Origin of the sequence: Teichococcus globiformis, assembly GCF_042646265.1 — a bacterium.
GTDB classification, from domain to species: domain Bacteria; phylum Pseudomonadota; class Alphaproteobacteria; order Acetobacterales; family Acetobacteraceae; genus Pseudoroseomonas; species Pseudoroseomonas globiformis.
On the sequence record NZ_JBHRTN010000018.1, the window covers coordinates 835,300 to 853,912 of the forward strand.

Annotated in this window: 17 protein-coding genes and 1 pseudogene; 11 read left to right on the forward strand and 7 right to left on the reverse strand. The window is 69.5% G+C overall.

Annotated features, from left to right (window positions below; all coding sequences use genetic code 11):
* Positions 1–37: 37 nt before the first annotated feature.
* The 6 genes from dapF (at position 38) to ACFOD4_RS18165 (ending at position 7,089) form a co-directional block, all read left to right on the forward strand.
* Complete coding sequence (gene dapF, locus ACFOD4_RS18140) at positions 38–868, forward strand: diaminopimelate epimerase (RefSeq protein WP_379598899.1); 831 nt, start codon at positions 38–40, stop codon at positions 866–868.
* On the forward strand, positions 865–2,187 hold the full coding sequence (gene mtaB, locus ACFOD4_RS18145; RefSeq protein WP_379598668.1) for a tRNA (N(6)-L-threonylcarbamoyladenosine(37)-C(2))-methylthiotransferase MtaB: 1,323 nt from the start codon (positions 865–867) through the stop codon (positions 2,185–2,187). Before dapF ends, mtaB begins: the two co-directional genes overlap by 4 nt.
* 941 nt (positions 2,188–3,128) lie before the next feature.
* A complete protein-coding gene (ftsY, locus tag ACFOD4_RS22110; protein WP_456316908.1) occupies positions 3,129–4,166 on the forward strand; it encodes a signal recognition particle-docking protein FtsY in 1,038 nt (345 codons plus the stop codon).
* Positions 4,167–4,279: 113 nt separating this feature from the next.
* Positions 4,280–5,194, forward strand: coding sequence for an endonuclease/exonuclease/phosphatase family protein (locus ACFOD4_RS18155; RefSeq protein WP_379598671.1), 915 nt, complete (start codon positions 4,280–4,282; stop codon positions 5,192–5,194).
* A complete protein-coding gene (locus ACFOD4_RS18160; RefSeq protein ID WP_379598673.1) occupies positions 5,191–6,666 on the forward strand; it encodes a phospholipase D family protein in 1,476 nt (491 codons plus the stop codon). The genes ACFOD4_RS18155 and ACFOD4_RS18160 overlap by 4 nt, the downstream gene beginning before the upstream one ends.
* 30 nt (positions 6,667–6,696) lie before the next feature.
* The gene (locus tag ACFOD4_RS18165; protein ID WP_379598675.1) at positions 6,697–7,089 is read left to right on the forward strand and encodes a VOC family protein; all 393 of its coding nucleotides are present in this window, start codon (positions 6,697–6,699) and stop codon (positions 7,087–7,089) included.
* Positions 7,090–7,104: 15 nt separating this feature from the next.
* Here the strand turns inward: ACFOD4_RS18165 and ACFOD4_RS18170 are convergent, their stop codons facing one another.
* Both ACFOD4_RS18170 and ACFOD4_RS18175 read right to left on the reverse strand, forming a co-directional pair.
* Entirely contained in the window at positions 7,105–7,833 is a 729-nt protein-coding gene (locus ACFOD4_RS18170) for a class I SAM-dependent methyltransferase (RefSeq protein ID WP_379598677.1), read from the reverse strand.
* Between the two features lie 15 nt (positions 7,834–7,848).
* Positions 7,849–8,736: a LysR family transcriptional regulator gene (locus tag ACFOD4_RS18175; protein ID WP_379598678.1), complete on the reverse strand. Its 888-nt coding sequence runs from the start codon at positions 8,734–8,736 to the stop codon at positions 7,849–7,851.
* 100 nt (positions 8,737–8,836) lie between these two features.
* Here ACFOD4_RS18175 and ACFOD4_RS18180 point away from each other — a divergent pair, with 100 nt between their 5' ends.
* Entirely contained in the window at positions 8,837–9,274 is a 438-nt protein-coding gene (locus tag ACFOD4_RS18180; RefSeq protein WP_379598680.1) for a PACE efflux transporter, read from the forward strand.
* A gap of 245 nt (positions 9,275–9,519) precedes the next feature.
* Here ACFOD4_RS18180 and ACFOD4_RS18185 read toward each other — a convergent pair whose 3' ends face one another.
* From ACFOD4_RS18185 to ACFOD4_RS18200, 4 genes are all read right to left on the reverse strand, one after another.
* Positions 9,520–10,521, reverse strand: a complete 1,002-nt coding sequence (locus ACFOD4_RS18185) for a D-2-hydroxyacid dehydrogenase (RefSeq protein WP_379598682.1) — start codon at positions 10,519–10,521, stop codon at positions 9,520–9,522.
* A 10-nt stretch (positions 10,522–10,531) separates the two neighbouring features.
* Positions 10,532–11,524 (reverse strand): Bug family tripartite tricarboxylate transporter substrate binding protein, encoded by a 993-nt coding sequence (locus tag ACFOD4_RS18190; RefSeq protein ID WP_379598684.1) that lies wholly within the window; start codon positions 11,522–11,524, stop codon positions 10,532–10,534.
* A gap of 234 nt (positions 11,525–11,758) precedes the next feature.
* A complete protein-coding gene (locus ACFOD4_RS18195) occupies positions 11,759–12,964 on the reverse strand; it encodes a mandelate racemase/muconate lactonizing enzyme family protein (RefSeq protein WP_379598686.1) in 1,206 nt (401 codons plus the stop codon).
* 12 nt (positions 12,965–12,976) lie between these two features.
* Positions 12,977–13,942, reverse strand: coding sequence for a Bug family tripartite tricarboxylate transporter substrate binding protein (locus ACFOD4_RS18200; RefSeq protein ID WP_379598688.1), 966 nt, complete (start codon positions 13,940–13,942; stop codon positions 12,977–12,979).
* Positions 13,943–14,106: 164 nt separating this feature from the next.
* Here ACFOD4_RS18200 and ACFOD4_RS18205 point away from each other — a divergent pair, with 164 nt between their 5' ends.
* The 4 genes and pseudogenes from ACFOD4_RS18205 (at position 14,107) to ACFOD4_RS18220 (ending at position 17,063) form a co-directional block, all read left to right on the forward strand.
* Entirely contained in the window at positions 14,107–14,805 is a 699-nt protein-coding gene (locus ACFOD4_RS18205) for a FadR/GntR family transcriptional regulator (protein ID WP_379598690.1), read from the forward strand.
* Positions 14,806–14,892: 87 nt separating this feature from the next.
* Entirely contained in the window at positions 14,893–15,684 is a 792-nt protein-coding gene (locus ACFOD4_RS18210; RefSeq protein ID WP_379598691.1) for a creatininase family protein, read from the forward strand.
* An 88-nt stretch (positions 15,685–15,772) separates the two neighbouring features.
* Positions 15,773–15,991, forward strand: a pseudogene (locus tag ACFOD4_RS18215) (MFS transporter); the annotation flags it as partial.
* A gap of 136 nt (positions 15,992–16,127) precedes the next feature.
* Positions 16,128–17,063, forward strand: a complete 936-nt coding sequence (locus tag ACFOD4_RS18220; RefSeq protein ID WP_379598693.1) for an MFS transporter — start codon at positions 16,128–16,130, stop codon at positions 17,061–17,063.
* Between the two features lie 163 nt (positions 17,064–17,226).
* On the opposite strand, the gene ACFOD4_RS18225 is transcribed toward ACFOD4_RS18220, so the two are convergent.
* Positions 17,227–18,318, reverse strand: a complete 1,092-nt coding sequence (locus tag ACFOD4_RS18225; RefSeq protein WP_379598695.1) for an SMP-30/gluconolactonase/LRE family protein — start codon at positions 18,316–18,318, stop codon at positions 17,227–17,229.
* Positions 18,319–18,613: the final 295 nt, after the last annotated feature.

Here is an 18,613-nt window from a genome sequence, read left to right on the forward strand (position 1 = left end):
GGTTCCGTCCCCGCCCCGGCGCCCTTATATAGCCCTTGTGCAGATCCCTTTTCGCAAGATGCATGGGCTGGGCAACGACTTCGTCATCGTCGATGCGCGTGCCAAAGCCCTGCCCCTCCATCCCGCCCGCATCGCGGCGCTGGCCGACCGCCACCGCGGCATCGGCTGCGACCAGTTCATCACGCTGGAGCCCGCCGCGCCTGGCGCCGACGCCTTCATGCGCATCCACAACCCGGATGGCTCGGAGGCCGGGGCCTGCGGCAATGCGACGCGCTGCGTCGCGGCCCTGCTGATGGCAGAAACGGGTCGGGACGAGGTCACGATCCGCACGGTTAGCGGCGAATTGCCGGCCGAGCGCCTGCCGGGCGGCATGATCCGGGTGGACATGGGCCAGCCGCGCCTGGGTTGGCAGGACGTGCCGCTGGCGGAAGAGATGGACACGGCCCACCTGCCCCTGACGCTGGGGGAGGTCGCCGATCCGGCCGCCTGCTCCATGGGAAATCCGCACGCCACGTTCTTTGTGGAGGATCTTGATGCGTTGGACTGGCGCGTTCTGGGTCCGCAGATGGAAAACCATCCCCTGTTTCCCCAGCGCGCCAATATCGGCTTCGCCCAGGTGATCACCCCCGAACATATCCGCGTCGCGATCTGGGAGCGGGGCGCCGGCCCGACGCTCGCCTGCGGCTCCGGCGCCTGCGCGACGCTGGTCAACGCGCATCGCCGCGGCCTGGCCACCCGCCGTGCCCAGGTGGAGTTGCCGGGCGGCACGCTGGATCTGGAATGGCGGCTGGACGGCGCCGTTCTGATGTCCGGCCCTGTCGCCACCTCCTTTCTGGGGCAGTTCGACGCCGACGCCTTTCCGGCATGAGCGGCGGCCAGGGGGCGAAGGATCCGGGGACGGCCCCTCTCGGCCGGGTGCCGCTCGACGAAGGCCCAGTTCGCGTGCTCAGCTTCGGCTGCCGCCTCAACACCTACGAAAGCGTCGCCATGCGCGACCTCGCCCGGCGTGGTGGCCATGCCGAGGCGCTGCTGGTCAACACCTGCGCCGTCACCGCCGAGGCCGAGCGCCAGGCGGCCAAGGCCATCCGCCGCGCCGCGCGGGAGAACCCCGGCACTCCCATTCTGGTCACCGGCTGCGCCGCGCAGATCGCCCCGGAGCGCTGGGCGGCCCTGCCCGGCGTCGCCCGCGTCATCGGCAATGCCGACAAGCTGAAGCCGGAAGCCTGGGACGCTGCCGCGCCACCTGTTCCGGTCAGCGACGTCATGGCGGCAAGGGAAACAGCGGCCCATCTGGTGACGGATTTCGCCGGCCGGGCCCGGGCCTTTCTGCAGATCCAGCAGGGCTGCGACCATCGCTGCACCTTCTGCGTGATCCCCTACGGTCGCGGTCCGTCGCGGTCCGTGCCCATGGGGGTGGTCGCCGAGCAGGCCCGCGCGGCGCTGGAGGCCGGCTACCGGGAGATCGTGCTGACCGGCGTGGACATAGCCAGCTATGGCCCCGACCTGCCAGGCCAGCCCACGCTCGGGCAGATGCTGCGCCGCCTGCTGGCCCTGCTGCCCGGCCTGCCGAGGCTGCGCCTGTCTTCGCTGGACCCCGCAGCCATCGATGCGGAACTCTGGCGGTTGATCGAGAACGAGCCTCGGTTGATGCCCCACCTGCACCTTTCCCTTCAGCACGGGGCCGACCTGATGCTGAAACGGATGAAGCGTCGCCATTCCCGCCAGGGAGCGCTGGAAGCCATTGCCCGCGCCCGGCGGCTGCGGCCCGGCCTGGCGCTCGGCGCCGACCTGATCGCCGGCTTCCCGACCGAGACCGAGGCGCATTTCGCCGAGATGCTCGATTTCGTGGAGGAGGCGGAGCTGCACTTCCTCCACGTTTTCCCCTATTCCGAGCGCGAGGGCACGCCGGCGGCACGCATGCCGCAGCTGCCGCCTCCGCTGCGCCGGGAACGTGCCGCCCGGCTGCGCGAGGCAGGCGCCGTCGCCGCCAACCGTTTCTATGCGCGCCGCGTTGAACAGGCCCAACTGGGCGAGGAGGAAACCGTGCTGCTGGAAGCCCCCGATCGCGGCCACACCGAGCATTTCGCACCCATCCGGCTGATGGCCGGCCATGGGATGCATGGAGCCCTGCTCCGTGCCCGTGTCACCGGCCGGGATTCGCGTGGCCTCCTGGCGGAAGCGGCCTGACCATGGCCCTGCGCGATCTCTGGGCCCGGCTGCGCGGGCGCGACAAGGCGGCGGAAGCCCCGGCCTCCGAGGATGCGGCTCCGGCTGCCGACACGCTGGCGCCGGAACACAGCTCCACTGGTGCTACGCCCGAGAAGGCTCTACCGGAGCCTGAACGGGAAACCCCGCCAGCTGTCCCTATCCTGCCCGGCACGGAAGCGCCTTCCGCTGAAGCCCTGACCGCCGAGCCGGCTCCTGGCGGGGATGCCCGGCGCACCGGGTCCGGCCCCGAACCTTCGGGGGAGGCGGAGCAGCGCCTTTCTCCTGCCGCCGAGCGGCAACCCGCCGCCATGGCGCCCGCTCCTTCGGAAACCCGCAGCCCCGACCCCGAACAGGCGCCCCTGCCCGAGCCGCTGCCGCCGCTGACCAGCGCCGTAGCGCCGCCCGAGACCCGCTCCGGCCCCTTCGACCCGCAGGACCTCGCGGCGCGGGATACGCTTCGGAACGAGCATCCGGCCCGGAGCGCGCTGCCACCGGAAATCCCGCCGGGCGACCTGCCCCGCAGCCCGCCGGAGATTCCGCAGCCCCCCTTCCCGGGCCACGGGCCGCTGACGGAACGGCCGGCTGGCACGCCGCCGGAAGTGCCGACGCCCGCGCCAATGCCGGAAATCGCGCCACCCGCGGCGCCGCCGGAGTCACCGCCGCCGCCGCCGCGCCCATCTCCCTTGCCCCCGGTGCCTCCTGCCCCGCGGCCACCGGAAGAGGTGCCGCCGCCCCCCGACACGCCTGCGGCACCGGAGCGCCCGCCCGAGGCGCCACCCGCGCGGCCACAACCGGACGTGCCGCCGCCCGGCCCCGTGCCGGAGCTGCCGCCACCCCAGCCGGATGCCCCGCCTGTGGAGCCGCAGCCGCACCCGCAGCGGACGGAGGCGCGCGCCCCGGCCATCGACCTGCCGCTGCCGATGCATCGCTCCGGCTTGCCCTTCCCGGTTCAGTCCCCTGCACCACCACCGGTTGAAGCGGAGGCGGAGACTTTCATTTCTGTCGATGCCGAACAAGCGGATGAGCCGGTGGCCGAGGAGCGGGGCGGCTGGTTCGGCCGCCTGCGGGCCGGCCTGTCGCGCTCCACGGCGCGGCTGACCGGCGGCATCACGGGACTGTTCACCAAGCGCAAGCTGGATGACGAGGCGCTGGAAGAGCTGGAGGAGGCGCTGATCACCGCCGATCTCGGCGTTTCCGCGTCCCAGCGCATCGTGGAAAACTTCCGCCGCACCCGCTTCGGCCGCGAGGTCACGGATGCGGAGGTCAAGGAATCGCTGGCGGCCGAGATTGCCACCATCCTGGAGCCCGTGGCCCAGCCTTTGGTGCTGGACCCCGCGCTTCGCCCGCATGTGGTGCTGGTGGTGGGCGTCAATGGCACCGGCAAAACCACCACCATCGCCAAGCTGGGCCAGCAATTCCGCGAAGAAGGCCGCAGCGTCACCTTTGTGGCCGGCGACACCTTTCGCGCCGCGGCGGTGGAGCAGCTGCAGATCTGGGGCAGCCGCACCGGCTGCGAGGTGGTGGCTCCCGCCAAGCAGGGCGCCGATGCCGCCGGCCTTGCCTTCGATGCGCTGAAAGGCGCGCAGCAAAAGGGCACGGAGGTGTTGCTGGTCGATACCGCCGGCCGGCTGCACAATAAATCGGCCCTGATGGAGGAGCTGAGCAAGGTGGTGCGCGTGATGCAGCGCATGGACCCCACCGCGCCGCATTCGGTGCTGCTGGTGCTGGACGCTACCACCGGCCAGAACGCCATCCAGCAGGCCAAGGTGTTCTCCGAAATGGTCAATGTTTCCGGGCTGGTGGTCACCAAGCTGGATGGCTCGGCCAAGGGCGGCGTGGTGGTGGCGCTGGCGCAGGAATTCGGCCTGCCGGTGCATGCCGTGGGCGTCGGCGAAAAGGCGGCTGATCTGCGGCCCTTCTCGGCGCGGGACTTCGCCCGGGGATTGCTCGGCCTTTGAAAGCCGGCAGCGTCAGGGCCAAGGCCATGCTTGGAAACCTGCACACCTTTTCCTAGGTTCAGCTCCTGCCGGCGGCAATGCCGCCGTTCTTCGTTCAATGGGAGCCATTCTGCGTGTCAGCCCCGGAGTCGAGCACAACACCCGCCCGCAAGCGGCGGAGCAAGGTGAAGGTGACACCGGCCCGGGTACAGGAACTGCTCACGCGGAACTGGTCCGCGGGGCTGGCGGCGTTGCGGGACCGGCACGGTTTGCCGGTGCTCCCCTCGGTGCCTGCGGACCCGCCGCCGGATGGCGCAGAGATCACCCTCGCCTCCTACAACGTTCATAAGTGCGTCGGCACGGATCGCCGCTTCGATCCGGCACGCATCGCCCGGGTAATTGCCGAGATCGGTCCTGACATCCTGGCGGTGCAGGAAGCCGATCGGCGCTTCGGACGCCGCATCGGGTTGCTGGACATGGTGGCACTGCAGGAAGCGGGGCTCAGCATGGTGCAGTGTTCCCGCCTGCCGGACGGGCATGGCTGGCATGGCAACGCGCTGCTGGTGAGGCAGGGCACGGCGCTGGAAGTGCAGCGCCTGTCCCTTCCCGGAGCCGAGCCACGGGGCGCGGTGATCGTGGAAATGGAGCTACCCGGCGGCCGGCTTCGGGTGGTGGGCGCGCATTTCGGCCTGCTGAAGCGCTGCCGCACCCGGCAATCCGCCGCCATCCTGGAGGCGATCGGCCGCCGCCCCACCATGCCCACCATCATGATGGGCGACCTCAACGAATGGCGACCGGGCCGGCGTTCTTCTCTGCGCTCGCTGGAGCCGCTGTTTGGCGGCGGCGCCTCCTTTGGCCCGGCCAGCTTTCCGTCCCGCCTGCCGATCTTCGCACTGGACCGCATCCTGGGCTGGCCGCAGGGCATGCTGCGCGAGGTCCAGGCGCATGACAGTCCCCTCGCGCGCGTTGCCTCGGACCACCTGCCGCTCAAGGCCCGGATGGTGCTGTCCCGTGCCGCCGCCGGGCAAAGCGTAGCGGAGGCCGCATGAGCGAGGCGCTGACCCCGCCGCGGATCGCGCCCGTGGTGGTGGGCGGTGCCCCAACGGCCTCGGAGATGGATGCCGTGCTGAACCAGCTGCTGGAACAGGCTGCCTCCACAACCGGCGTGGCTCTGCTGCCGGCCGGTCTGGAAGCCTTCATGCTGCGCGTGCACAGTGCCCGCATCGCCGGGCGCACGCTGGACCTGCAGTATTACCGCTGGTCGGACGACATCACCGGTGGCCTGCTGGCGCGCGAGATCCTGTCCGCCGCCGACCGGGGCGTCCGGGTGCGGATGCTGCTCGATGACAGCTATGTGCTGGGGGTGGACCGCCGTATCGCGCTTTTGTCGGCGCACCCCCGCATCGAGGTGCGACTGTTCAATACGGCACGGCTCCGCTGGCTGGGTCAGGCTGGGCTTGGGCTCGAATTCATTCTGGGTGGCTGGCACCTGAACCACCGCATGCACAACAAGAACTGGGTGGCCGATGGCCGCATGGCGCTGGTGGGCGGGCGCAACATCGCGGATGCCTATTTCGATGGCGCTGGCGATTTCAACTTCCGTGACCTCGACCTGCTGATCGCCGGTGAGGCGGCAGGCCAGGCACAGCATGTGTTCGATACCTACTGGTCCTCCTCCCTGGCACGGCCGGTGGAGCGGTTCCGCCTGGCGGCCGGGCTCAGCGACACGGCGCTGGCCGGGTTTCGTGCCGAGCTGGAAGCCATGCCGGACAGCGACAAGGCGCGGCCCTACCTCAAGGCCCTGGCCGCCCGGCGCGCCGTGCTGCTGGGCCGCGATCACGGGTTGCTCCCCGCGGCGGACACCGTGCGCGTGATGTCCGACCCGCCGGCCAAGGCGAAGGGACGTGCCCACCGGGCCGGCATGGCACCCGCCATTCTAGACACGCTGCGGCAGGCCAGGCGCGAGGCGGTGCTGATCTCGCCATACTTCGTGCCTGGCCGGACCGGCACCGCGCTGATTGAGGAGCTGTCCCGGCGCGGCGTGCGCATCCGGGTGGTGACCAACTCCCTGGCGGCCACCGACGTGGTGGCGGTGCACAGTGGCTACGCGCGCTACCGGCCCCGCATGCTGGAGCTGGGCGTGGAGCTGCACGAGCTGCGCCGCATGGGTCCGCACGGGCGGGGCGTGTTCGGCTCCAAGGGCGCGAGCCTGCACACCAAGGCCATGATGATCGATGGCGAGCTGGTGTTCGTGGGCTCCTTCAACCTCGATCCCCGGTCGGCCAACCTGAACACGGAGATGGGTGCCTTTGCGCGGCACCCGGGCCTGGCTGAGCAGCTGGCTCGCGAATACCGCCGCCTGACCGATCCCCGGCGGTCTTATCTTGTCACCCTGGGTACCGATGGCCGGCTGCGCTGGACGGATGCGCAGCAGACCACGCAGCACGAGCCGGAAGCGCACTGGAGCCGCCGTGCCATGGCGCGCGTGGTAAAATGGCTTCCGATCGAGGCGCAGCTCTGAGCCGGGTACCTGCAGCGGAGGATCAGGCCGATGATCGCGTACACCATGGTGGGCACCCGGGACCTCGGCCGGGCACGCCGCTTCTATGACCCGCTCTTCGAGACGATGGGGCAGGAACCCTGTTACAGCGACGGCCAAGTGGCGTCCTGGGGCCGACCTTCCGATCCGGGCCTGCCGCGATTCTTCGCTGGCTACCCCTCCGATGGCCAACCCGCCGGCACGGGCAATGGCGGGATGACCGCCTTTCTGGTGCCGGACGCCGCCACCATCGACCGTCTCCATGCGCTGGCGCTGCAGAACGGCGGATCGAGCGAGGGGGCGCCGGGCCACAGACCGCAATACAGCGAAGGCTTCTACGCCGCCTATGTGCGCGACCCGGACGGCAACAAGCTGGCCTTCATCTCCTACGACGGCAGGCGTTGAAGCCCGCGCGGGCGCTCACCGCCCGGCCGCGACCAGCATCATCATCGGCCGGTCCCGTTCTTCCGCCAGGGCCGGGTTGGCGGCCAGATCCGCCGGGCTGGGCGCCCATTCCTCCAGCCGGCGGAAGGCGAAGCCGGCGCCGACCAGGCTGTTCAGCACGGTGCCCAGCATCCGGTGCCGCTTCACGACGCCTGGCGCCAGCCAGTCGGTGACACGCTCCCCTTCCACCGCATACCCCTCCAGCGGCCAGACGCGGCGGCCATCCGCTGCCGCCATCCAGGCAGGGTGGCTCGGCGCCATGAAGACCGGGTGTTCCATGGTGAAGACCAGGTGGCCGCCGGGCACGAGCGCGCCGTGCAGGGTGGCGAAAAGCCGCGGCAGATCGGCGATGTAGTGGAAGGCCAGCGCGCTGTAGGCCAGGTCGAAGCGCTGCTCGGGCAGGGCCAGCGTTTCCAGGTCGGCACGCTCATAGCGGATGCGGGCATCGGAGGTTTCGGCGCGGGCACGGGCCAGCATCTTCTCCGACAGGTCGAGACCCAGGATGTCCGCAGCACCCTTCCCCGCCGCCCAGCGCGAGAACCAGCCGAACCCGCAGCCGAGATCGACGATGCGCAGCCCGGTGACATCCGGCAGCATGGCCTGGATGGTAGGCCATTCCGGCGCGCCCGCCAGCCCGTGCACCGAGCGGCTCAGTTGGCTGTATCCGGCAAAGAAGTCCGGCCGGTCATAGATGTTCTGCGCCACCGTCCATCTTCCCCTTCATCGGCCCCCAACCCGCTCGGCGGCGAAGCGCTCGCGCAGCCAGGCCGCCGCGGGGCCGCAGGGACGCTGCTTGTGCCACACGAGTTCCAGCGCCACGGGCCAGTCGCCGTCATCGAATTGCAGGTCGGGCGTGACCAGCCCAGGCGCGGCGGGCGAGGCAGCGATCACATGGTCGGACACAAAGGCCCAGCCGATGCCGTGCTTCACCATCTCCAGGATCACCCAGTGGCTCTCCACCCACCAGACCTCGGCGGCGATGCGCAGGCGCTGCTTTTCCGCGCCCTCGCCGCGCGCAGCCACCAGGATCTGACGGTGGCGCTTCAGCTCCTCGAACTCGACACGCGCCTTCGCCAGGGGGTGGCTGCGCCCGCAGACCAGCTTCAGCGGCACCCAGCCGATGGTCTGAAAGGCCAGTTCGACCGGCAGCTTCTCCTGCCGCCACATGACGCCGAGCTGCGCCGTGCCATCCAGCACCAGCCGGCTGACATCCTCCATCAATGGAAACAGGATCTCCAGCTCGACGGACGGGAAGCACCGGGCGAATTCGGTGAACAGCCGCCCCAGGGCGTGTTCGGGATACAACTCATCAATGGCGACGGTCAGCCGGTTTTCCACACGGGCCTCCAGGCTGGCAGCAACCCCGATCAGGTGCTCCCGCCGCTCCAGCACCACGCGGGCCTCGGACAGCATCCGCTCTCCTGCCGGCGTCAGCACCGGATTGCGGCCCTCTCGGCTGAACAAGGTCAGGCCGAGTTCCAGCTCCAGATGGGCGATCTGGGTGCTCACCGCCGACTGCGCCTTGCCCAGCCGCCGCGCCGCCGCCGAAAAGGATCCCAGTTCGGCGGCGGCAACGAAGGCCTGAAGCTGGTCGAGCGAAACGGTCATCGGAAGCGACCCATCTGGAAAACAGATGGAACCTAACTTGCTTCATAGCCCCCTGTGTATAGAAGAGCACCACTTCGTTACGCATCATGAGGTTTCCGCCATGCGGTCCCCCGCAGATCGCCTCCGCCATGCCATCAGCTTCGAGGTGATCGGCCTCGCTCTGCTGATCCCTGTGGGCTCGTTGCTGTTCGGCCTGGCCATCGAGAAGATGGGCGTCTTCGCCCTTGGCGCGTCCTTGACGGCGACGCTCTGGAACTACGTGTACAATCTGGGCTTCGATCATGCCATGCAGCGCCTGGCCGGACATACGCGCAAGACGCCGCTGCTGCGGGTCTTCCATGCCGTGCTGTTCGAGGCGGGGCTACTTTGCGTGCTGTTGCCGCCCACCGCCTGGTTTCTCGGCATCAGCCTTTGGCAGGCCTTTGTGATGGATGCCTCGATCGCGGTGTTCTACGTGGCCTACGCCTTTGTCTTCAACCTGGCCTATGACCGGTTGTTTCCCCTGCCCGAATGGCAGGAGAAAGCCTGCACCCCGTAGGACCAGTCCGGCGGCCGCAACCGAGAGGCTCCGCTCCTCCCCGACCCCTTGGCCGCGGGAGCATCCACCCCGCATCCGAGGGATCACGGCGCACCTGACCGCCGCCAGGACGATGCTGAGGTTCTCAGTTGATCAGGCCGGCGCTCCCGGATCGCCTTCGCTCCACGGGAGGTCGGCCCTGATAGGCCGTAGCCTTGGGCGTGAAGAATCCGGGAGAAGCACGGCCCGTCTCCAGAACCCCCGGTTCAATATCCCCGCGCCGGATCTACCACCTGTTGCAGTTCCTGCCGCGCCTTGAAGCGTTCCAGATTGGCGAAAAACCCGTCCAGTGCCCGGCTCCCATACGCGGTCGGGTCGTACAGCCCGCAATGCGGTGTCACGACGAGGTTGGGCGTGGTCCAGAGCGGACTTTCCGGCGGCAAGGGCTCCTGCGGCAGGGCATCCAGTACGGCACCTGCCAGGCGGCCGTCCCGCAGCCGCTCCACCAGCGCGTCATGGTCAAGCTGCGGTCCGCGGCCAATGTTCACCACCCCTGCATGCGGTGGCAGCAGGTCGAGTTCCGCGGCGCCGATGATGTTGCGTGTTTCCGGCGTCATCGGCAGGGCGATGATAACGTAGTCGGCACGTGGCAGCAGGCTTTGGAGCGCCTCGATGCGGTGCGTCTCGGCACAGGCCGGGTGCGGCCTGCCGGAGCGCGAGACACCGAGCACGGTGATGCCGTGACGGGACAGTGCCTCGGCCGTGGCGCCGCCCAGACCACCAAGGCCGAGCACCAGCGCCGTGCGGCCCGCCACAGTGCCGGAGGGACGCGGGTCCCACCGGGATTCGCGCTGGGCGGTGAGCAGGGCCGGCAGGTTGTTGTTCAGCATCAGCACGCAGAGCAAGGCGAACTCAGCCGTCTTTGGGCCGTGCGTGCCGCTGACATTGGTGAGCGTCACGCCCTGCGGAAGGCCTGTGTTCAGCAGCCATTCCACCCCGGCGCTGGTGTAGTGCAGCCAGCGCAGGCGTGGCGCGCGCGCCTGCAATCCGGCAAGTTCCGCCTGGCCGGTCAGGTGCAGGATATCGGCCCCGCGCAGCGCCTCCTCCAACGCCGGGCCAGTGTCGCTGAAGCCGAGTTCCACCCCTTCCAGCACGCCCGGCCGGCGGGCGGCGGCATCCCGCACCGCCGCCTCGGTGAAGGCGGCGCGGATGGGGGAGCTGGATTGCACCGCCACGTGGAGGCGCAGCGGGCTCGTGGCTTCAGGCACGGGGCTCTCCTCAGTCAGGCTTGATGTTGTGCTGGCGGATCAGGCTGCCGTAGTTCTCGGTTTCCCGCTCAAGCCAGGCACGCATGCTGTCTGCCCCCTCGGGACGTGGCTGCCCGCCAAGTTCGGCGATGCGGGATGCGATGGCAGGCTTTGCCAGCGCCTCCTTCAGCGTGGCCGAAATGCGCTCCACCATCGGGGCCGGCGTGCCGCCGGTGGTGATGACGCCCTGCCAGGTGCCGGCATCGGGATTGGTCCAGCCCAGCTCGCGGAAGGTCGGCGCGTCGGGCAAGTTGCCGAAGCGCGCCGGGCCTGTGACGGCAATGCCCTTCATCTGCTTGTTGAGCACGTAGGGCAGCGCCTGGGTCGCACCGACCACTGTCATGTCGGCCTCGCCGGTCACCAGGGCCGTCAGCCCCGGCGCGCCGCCGCGGTACGGCACATGGGTGAAGGGGGCCTTCCATTGCTCGCCCAGCGCCACCTGCACCAGATGCGTCGCCGTGCCGGTACCGGAGTTGGCCGCGTTCAGCACGCCCGGGTTCTTCTTCGCATAGGCTTCCAGCTCGGCCGCGCTGTTCACCGGCAGGGCCGTCTTCACCGCCAGGATGTAGGGCGCGTAGATCACCATGGAGACCGGTGCCAGATCCTTCTTCACGTCGAAGGGGATCTTGGGGAACAAGGACGGGTTGATCGCCAGCACCGACAGGTCCAGCAGCGCCATGGTGTGGCCGTCGGGATCGGCTTTGGCCACCGCGTCGGCGCCGATGTTGCCACCCGCGCCGGCCCGGTTCTCGACCACCACGTTCTGACCGAAGGCCTGGGTCAGTTCCGGTGCGATCAGCCGGGCCAGGATGTCGCTGGTGCCGCCCGGCGCGTTTGGCACGATCAGCCGGACGGTGTGGGTGAAGCCCGGGGCCTTGCCCTGCGCCCGGACGGCCGGCGCGGCCAGGGTACCGAGAAGCGGCGTGGCCGCCGCCGCGCGCAGCAGGGTGCGACGATGCATCATGTCCGTTCCTCCTGCGGGATCGTTGCCCGCTGTTGATGGGCCGAGCATACGCACTTCAATATTCATCCGGCAATACGATGACTGAGCGCAAATTCATCTTCAGCATGATGGCCGAGCCTCTGCGCGGGGTCGCGAGGGCCATGAGCCGCATACCCGGAGCCCTGGTCGGAAAGCAAAATGCCTTCAACCTCCTGGGCGCCGCGTCATCGGTTCCGCACGCGCGTCAGGCCATCCCTACTCCGTGCGCGCTTCGCGCACGACCGCATCCTCCCGCTTCCACAGCTCCGGCAGCAACGCGGTGCCAAGGCCGGGGGCGGTCGGTGCCTGCGCCATGCCTGCTTTCAGCACCGGCAGGTCGGTCACCAGGTCGCGGTACCAGGTGGCCAGTGTTGCCCGAACCACCTCCTGGAAGATCGCGGTGGGCGCGTGCAGCGCGAGGTGCAGCCCGGCCATCAGCGTCACCGGCCCGGTGCAGTCATGCGGTGCCAGCGGCTTGGCGTGCGCTTCGGCCAGGGCCGCGATCTTGCGCCCTTCGGTCAGGCCGCCACACCAAGCGAGGTCAAGCATGACGATGTCCGTCGCATCCGCCGCCAGCAGGTCGCGGAAGGTCTTGGCGCCGGCCAGCGTCTCGCTGCCGCAGATCGGCGTGCGGGTCCCCCGGCGCAAATCGGCCAGGGCCTGGAAGTCGTCCATCTTGTTGATCGGATCCTCGGCCCAGAACACGCCGTAATCCTCCAGGGCGTGGCAGATGCGGGCCGCCGAATGCGCGCCGAACAGCGAGTGCAGCTCGCACATCACCTCGATCCTGTCGCCAACGGCCGCGCGGATCTTGCGGAACGGCTCCAGCCCGGCCTTGAGGTCGGTGAGGCTAATCATGTGCCCTCCGGTCGAGGGCGCGTAGATGTCGAAGGGCCAGATCTTCATGGCGGTGTAGCCCTCGGACAGCAGGCTTTCCGCCAGCGCCCCGGCATCGCGCATGAAGGCGATCTGGTCGTCATAGGGCCCGGCGGCCTGGTCCGCCGCGCCGATGTCGCGCCGGGCGGTGCCCCTAGTGTTGTAGGCGTAGCCGGCGCAGGTGTTGTAGCTGCGGATCTCGGTGCGCAACGCGCCACCCAGCGCCTCATGCACGGGGATGCCGTGACGCTGGCCCATCAGGTCCCACAAGGCAAGGTCCACGGCACTGGCCGCCCGGATCTCGGCGCCGGCCGAATGAAAGCCGAGATAAGGCGTCATCAGCGAGCGGCTGACCGCCTCGATCCGGCGTGAATCCTGGCCCAGAAGCAACGGCGCCACCTGCTCGTGCAGCACCGCCTCCACCGCCGCGGCGCCCCGAAAGCTTTCTCCGAGCCCGACCAGCCCCTCATCGGTGGTGATCTCGATCCAGATGAGGTTGGGCCGCTCGGCCAAGCGGAGCGTGCGGAAGCCGGTGATCTTGGACATGGGGCTCTCCCGTTATTCGGCACTGATCTTGTTGGCGCGGATGACCTCGCCCCAGCGGGCGGACTCGCTCTTCACCTGCGCGCCCATGCGCTCCGGGTCGCCGCCTAGCGGCACCACGGCGGCATCGCGCAGGCGCTGCACCACGGCGGGATCGCGCAGCGCGGCGTTGAAGGCTTCGTTCAGTTGGCGGATGGTTGCCGGCGGCGTGCCCGCCGGCGCCAGGAAGCCGAACCAGCTGTCGATCACCATGCCTTCGATGCCGGCCTCGGCAAAGGTCGGCACGTCCGGCAGTTCCGGCAGGCGCTCGGCCGAGACCGCCGCCACCGGCCGCACCGAGCCGGCGCGGATGTGCGGCAGGATCGAGGGCAGATTGTCGAAGAACACGTCGATCCGGCCCCCGACCAGATCCGTGATGGCCGGGCCGCTGCCGCGATAGGGCACATGCACCCACCGCAGCCCCTGCTTGCCCCGCAGCAGTTCCGGCCCGAGCTGGTTGGAAGCGCCGACACCCGAGGAGCCGAAGCTCAGCCCATCTGGCTTGCGGGCGAGTTCGATGACCTCGCCCAGGCTCTTCGCCGGCAGGTCGTTGCGCACCACCATGATGTTGCGCACCGCTCCGGTCAGGATGACGGGCGCGAAATCCTTTGCCAGGTCATAGCCCGGATTGGCGTAGAGGGAGGGGTTGGAAGCGCAGGTCCCGATGGTGCACTGGACGAGGGTGGTACCGTCCGGCTGCGCCCGTGCCACCTCGGCGGTGCCGATATTGCCTGCCGCGCCCGCCTTGTTCTCCACCATCGCGCCGGCCGGGAGGTGCGCGGCGGCGCCCTGTGCCAGGATGCGGGCCACGATGTCGCTGGTACCGCCGGGCGGGAATGGCACAACGATGCGCACGGGGCGGTCGGGAAGCTGCGCCATCGCGGCAAAAGGCAGCGAGGCGGCAAGGCCGGCAATCAGGCCGGCAGCGAGGCGGATCGGCATGGTTCTCTCCCCTGCCCCTCTCCGACCGGGGCGTGTTGCCGCACAGCATCCACCGATCGCTCAGGCTGTCAAACAGCTTCGCCCGTCACACGGCGAGGCTGTCTGATTTTTTGACAGACTTTACAGCTTTCGCTGTCCGCAGCTCTGTGACACAAGAGCGGAGCATGATTCCCTCGCCTTTCGACACCCCGCGCCAGCTGGGCGACGCTGTGTATCGCCGCCTGCTGGACCTGCTGGGCTCAGGCCAGTTCGCGCCGGAAGCCCGGCTGCCCGGCGAGATCGAACTGGCCCGCCGCTTCGCCGTGTCGCGGCCCGTATTGCGTCAGGCCCTAGCCCGGCTGCGCGCCGAGGGCCGGATTGAGGCGCGCAAGGGTTCGGGCAATTTTGTCCGGGTTCCAGGCCCGCCACCGCCCGCGCTGGATTTCGGTCCTCTCAGCAACATCCCCGATGTGCGGACCTTTCTGGAGTTTCGCTCGGATATCGAGGCCGAGATGGCAGCGCGTGCCGCCCTGCGCCGCGACCAGGCGGAGATTGCCGCCATGCAGCAGGCCCTGGCCGCGCTCGAGGCGGAGATTGCCGAAGGCGGTCCGGCGCTGGATGCCGATATCGGCTTCCACCTGGCCGTGGCGCGGGCCAGCGGCAACCGTTTCTACCTGGCGACCCTCAACGCCCTGGCCGAGCAGACGCGGTTCAGCATCCGCCTCACGCGCGAATTGTCCGGCCAGCCTGCGGCGGCGCGCTTCGCCAGCATCCAGCGCGAGCACCATGCCATTGCCGCCGCTATCGCCGGCGGCAACGCGGCAGCGGCGCGTGCCGCGATGGCGGCGCATCTGCGCGGCGGCATCCAGCGCCTTTTCGGCTGAAGCGGCCGCGCTTCCCCGCCCTGGCCCTTCCCCGCGGGGCGGCGCATGGTTCCGCCGGCCACCGCCCCCATCACAAGGAGCCGCCTCATGACCCTTGCCTCTCTAGACCTGCCTGAGGACGCCGTCCGCTGGGACCGACTGACCGCGCCTGAACTGCGCGACCTCGCCGAACGTGGCGCCGTGGTGGTGCTGCCGGTCGCGGCGCTGGAGCAGCACGGGCCGCATCTGCCGGTCTGGACCGACAGCATGATCGGCCATGCCTGCTGCCTGCGCGCCGCGCGCAAGGCGGGCGTTCCCGCCGTGGTGCTGCCGCCCATGTGGACGGGAATGTCCGAGCACCACTTGCCCTTCGGCGGCACCATCAGCCTGGACTATGCCACATTCCGTGCCGTGCTGGCCTGCGTCTGCCGCTCGGTGAAGGCGCAGGGCTTTGGCCGGCTGTTCCTGGTCAACAGCCACGGCGGCAACATCGACCCGTTGGCGGTGGCTGCACGCGAACTCTGCATCGAGTTCGGCATGCCCGTGGTGGCAACCACCATCTTCCACGTTTCGGGCGAGAAGCTGCCCGCCATCCTGGAGCGCCAGCCGGGGGTGATGCATGCCTGCGAGGCCGAAACCAGCTACTGGCTCGCCCTGCATCCCGAGCAGGTGCGGCAGGACGAGGTGGAGGGCGCCTTGTCCGATCCTGCCACCAGCGTTCCTGGGCCGTTCAGCCGCTTCTGGTCCTTTGCCGAGCGGGCGCCGCGCACGGGCGTGATGGGCGATCCGCGGGCCGCCACGGCGGACAAGGGCGAGGCGCTGCTCGAGGCCGTGTCGGACGCGCTGGCGCAGGCGATGCGGAACGAGGCGCTGTGGCAGGCCCCGCGGAAGGTGTGGTGATGCAGCAGTAACGAGGGCAGGCTTCGGAGCGCGGCGCCGGCCTCCTGTGCCCTAGCGTCCGGTGCCTCACCGCACCGGATGCGCTGCCATGCCGCCTCGTTCCGCCTTTCGCCGCCTGGCTTGGTCCAGTCTCGCCACGCATCTTTCGGATCAGGTCGCGCTGGCCGCCGCGCCGCTCGTGGCGGTTCTGGCGCTGGGTGCCGGCGCGGTGCAAACGGGGTTGCTGCAGGCGGCGCAGACGCTTCCCTTTCTGCTGCTGTCCCTGCCGCTCGGCGTGCTGGCCGACCGAGCCTCGCGCCGCCGCATCATGCTGGGGGCGGAGGTGCTGCGGGCGATCGCGCTCGGCGCCGCGCTGGCCTTGCTGCTGACCGGCGGACCCGCTTTGGCCGGGCTGGGATTGGGCGGGCTGGCCGCCCTCGGCTTCCTGGGGGGCGGCGGGAACCGTGGCCTACAGCGTCGCCGCGCCCGCGCTTCTGCCGGCCTTGCTGCCACGGGAAGGTCTGGCCGCCGGCAACCGCGTCCTGGAGCTGGCGCGCAGCGCGGCCTTCGCCGCCGGGCCCGCTTTGGGCGGCGCGCTGCTGGGCTGGGCCGGAGCGGCTGTCGCCTACGCCCTGGCCACCGCACTGGCGGTGCTGGCGGCCATGCTGCTGGCAAGGTTGCCGGAGCCCGCGTCCGGACCGGCCGGCAGCAGCAGGGGCGCGCCGTTGCGCGCGCTGGGGGAGGCTGCCGGCTTCGTGCTCGGCCATCCGCTGCTGCGGCCCATCCTGCTGACGGCGGTGGCCTTCAACCTGGCCTGGTTCCTGTTGATGGCGGTATTTGTCGCCTGGGCGTTGCAAGGCATCGGCATGACGCCGGCGGCAGTTGGGCTGGTGCTCGGCCTCTACGGCGGCGGCATGGTGGCGGGGGCCATGGCGGCCGGCCCGCTTGGCCGCCTTCTGCCCTGCGGCACGCTGATCGCCCTGGGACCGGCCAGCGCGGTGCTGGCATCCTGGCTGCTGCTGCTGGCCATGGCGGTGCCAGGAGCGAATGCGCCCGCCCTGGCTGGCACAGCCTTTCTGCTGTTCGGCGTGGGGCCGGTGCTGTGGACCATCGGCACGACCACATTGCGCCAGGCCGTGACGCCGTTGCCAATGCTTGGGCGTGTTTCCGCCCTGGTGCTGACCGCCACCTTCGGGGCACGGCCTGTAGGCGCCGCGCTCGGTGCCGCCCTGGCTGCCTGGTCCGACGTGGAGGCCGTTCTCTGGGCATCGGCGGCCTGCTTCGCCGTGCAGGCATTGGTGATCGCCCTGTCCCCCGTGCCGCGGCTGCGCCGGTTGCCCGACGCCTTGCCGACGAAAGAAGCAAAAAAAGCCGCTCCCGAAGGAGCGGCCAGTTCTTGAGGAGGAAAATGCCACTGGAGAAGAAATGCGCTCACAATCTCGTGAGGCACGTCCTGGATACCAGCGCTGCGCCCGGGACTGCAACAGAAATCGTCAGGCCCCCCAATTCGTTTCTCTCGCTGAATCATGAACTTGACTGTTTCTGCAGAAGACCTGCCGATCCTCAAACAGCACCATGGGCCTCCACGGTCAGTGCGTAGAGCGAATGCGAGCTGGTCATGTAGAGGCGATTGTTCTTGGGTCCGCCGAAGCACAGATTGGCGCAGCGCTCCGGCAGGCGGATGAAGGCCAGCGCCTTGCCCTGGGGGTTGAACACCATCACCCCATCCAGGTCTTCCGGATTGCCTCGCAGGGGGTAGATCCGGCGGCCGTTCATCTCCACCGGCTCGCTCGCCAGTGCCCCGTTGCTGCCCCAGCCGCACCAGAGGTTGCCGTCGCGGTCCACCTTGAACCCGTCCAGCGCGCCCTGGTCGGCGGCGTCGATCAGCTTGGTCTTGCCACCCACCGTGCCGTCCGGCTGCACGTCGTAGCTCCAGATGCTACGATTGGGCGTGCCCCGCCACTCGACGACGTAGAGCTTGCGCTCATCGGGGGAAAAGGCGAGGCCATTGGGGTTGACCAGATCCGTGATCACCGCTGTCAGCGCGCCATCCGTGCCGATGCGGTAGACATTGGTGGTGGGCTGTTCCGGCGTGGCGCGGCTGCCCTCCCACTCGCCATTGATGCCGAAAAGCGGGTCGGTGAACCAGATCGTCTCGTCGGACCGCACCACCACGTCATTGGGCGCGTTCAGCCGCTTGCCCTGATAGCGGTCGGCCAGCACCGTCAGCGTGCCGTCCTTTTCCGTGCGGGTGACGCGGCGGGTCACCGAATGCTCGCAGGTGACGAGGCGCCCCTGCCGGTCCCGCACATTGCCGTTCGCGTAGTTGGCCGGCTCGCGGAACACGGTGAAGCGGCCGTCGCGCTCGTTGAACTTCATGATGCGGTTGTTGGGGATGTCGCTGCAGAGCAGGTAACCGCCATCGGGGAAATAGGCCGGTCCCTCGGCCCAGCGCATGCCGGTCGCCACTTGCTCCACCGTGCTGCTGAAGATGCGGTACTTCGCGAAGCTGGGGTCCAGAATCTGCACCGCCGGATCGGGGTAGCGCTGGTTCGGCCTGAAGGGAAAGGACTGCGCCGCCGCTGCCCGGCCGAGCAGGGATGCGCCGGCCAAGCCGCCGGCGGCGGCCAGCAGGCCGCGACGTGTGGTGTTCATGCGGATCGTTCCTCCTGGCGCGCCCGTTCCGGCCGCGCATCGGCACAGCTTGTGCTGGCATCGGTGTGACCGCAAGAGCGCCACGCTGGCGCTTCGACGACGCTCTGGCCGGAAGAGGCTCTGCTGCTCGCCCACTTGCACGGCAGAAGCCCATGTCTCGCGGTCAACCCGTCGCTGGCCCTGCCTGTCCTTGCACCTGAGCGAAACACGGGCGCCGCGGCGCACCGACATGTTTGAGGGCTTCATCTGAACGGTTGCCGAAACGCGCTGCGAAGGGCGCCGGGAAGGACGCTCT

What these genes read in the sequence shown, in the direction of transcription:
- ACFOD4_RS18180 (WP_379598680.1), top strand. Translation starts at nt 8,837, where the DNA reads ATGCGGTCCCCCGCAGATCGCCTCCGCCATGCCATCAGCTTCGAGGTG.
- mtaB (WP_379598668.1), top strand. Translation starts at nt 865, where the DNA reads ATGAGCGGCGGCCAGGGGGCGAAGGATCCGGGGACGGCCCCTCTCGGC.
- ACFOD4_RS18210 (WP_379598691.1), top strand. Translation starts at nt 14,893, where the DNA reads ATGACCCTTGCCTCTCTAGACCTGCCTGAGGACGCCGTCCGCTGGGAC.
- ACFOD4_RS18195 (WP_379598686.1), bottom strand. Translation starts at nt 12,964, where the DNA reads ATGTCCAAGATCACCGGCTTCCGCACGCTCCGCTTGGCCGAGCGGCCC.
- ACFOD4_RS18190 (WP_379598684.1), bottom strand. Translation starts at nt 11,524, where the DNA reads ATGATGCATCGTCGCACCCTGCTGCGCGCGGCGGCGGCCACGCCGCTT.
- ACFOD4_RS18175 (WP_379598678.1), bottom strand. Translation starts at nt 8,736, where the DNA reads ATGACCGTTTCGCTCGACCAGCTTCAGGCCTTCGTTGCCGCCGCCGAA.
- ACFOD4_RS18160 (WP_379598673.1), top strand. Translation starts at nt 5,191, where the DNA reads ATGAGCGAGGCGCTGACCCCGCCGCGGATCGCGCCCGTGGTGGTGGGC.
- ACFOD4_RS18205 (WP_379598690.1), top strand. Translation starts at nt 14,107, where the DNA reads ATGATTCCCTCGCCTTTCGACACCCCGCGCCAGCTGGGCGACGCTGTG.
- ACFOD4_RS18225 (WP_379598695.1), bottom strand. Translation starts at nt 18,318, where the DNA reads ATGAACACCACACGTCGCGGCCTGCTGGCCGCCGCCGGCGGCTTGGCC.
- ACFOD4_RS18165 (WP_379598675.1), top strand. Translation starts at nt 6,697, where the DNA reads ATGATCGCGTACACCATGGTGGGCACCCGGGACCTCGGCCGGGCACGC.
- ftsY (WP_456316908.1), top strand. Translation starts at nt 3,129, where the DNA reads ATGCATCGCTCCGGCTTGCCCTTCCCGGTTCAGTCCCCTGCACCACCA.
- ACFOD4_RS18200 (WP_379598688.1), bottom strand. Translation starts at nt 13,942, where the DNA reads ATGCCGATCCGCCTCGCTGCCGGCCTGATTGCCGGCCTTGCCGCCTCG.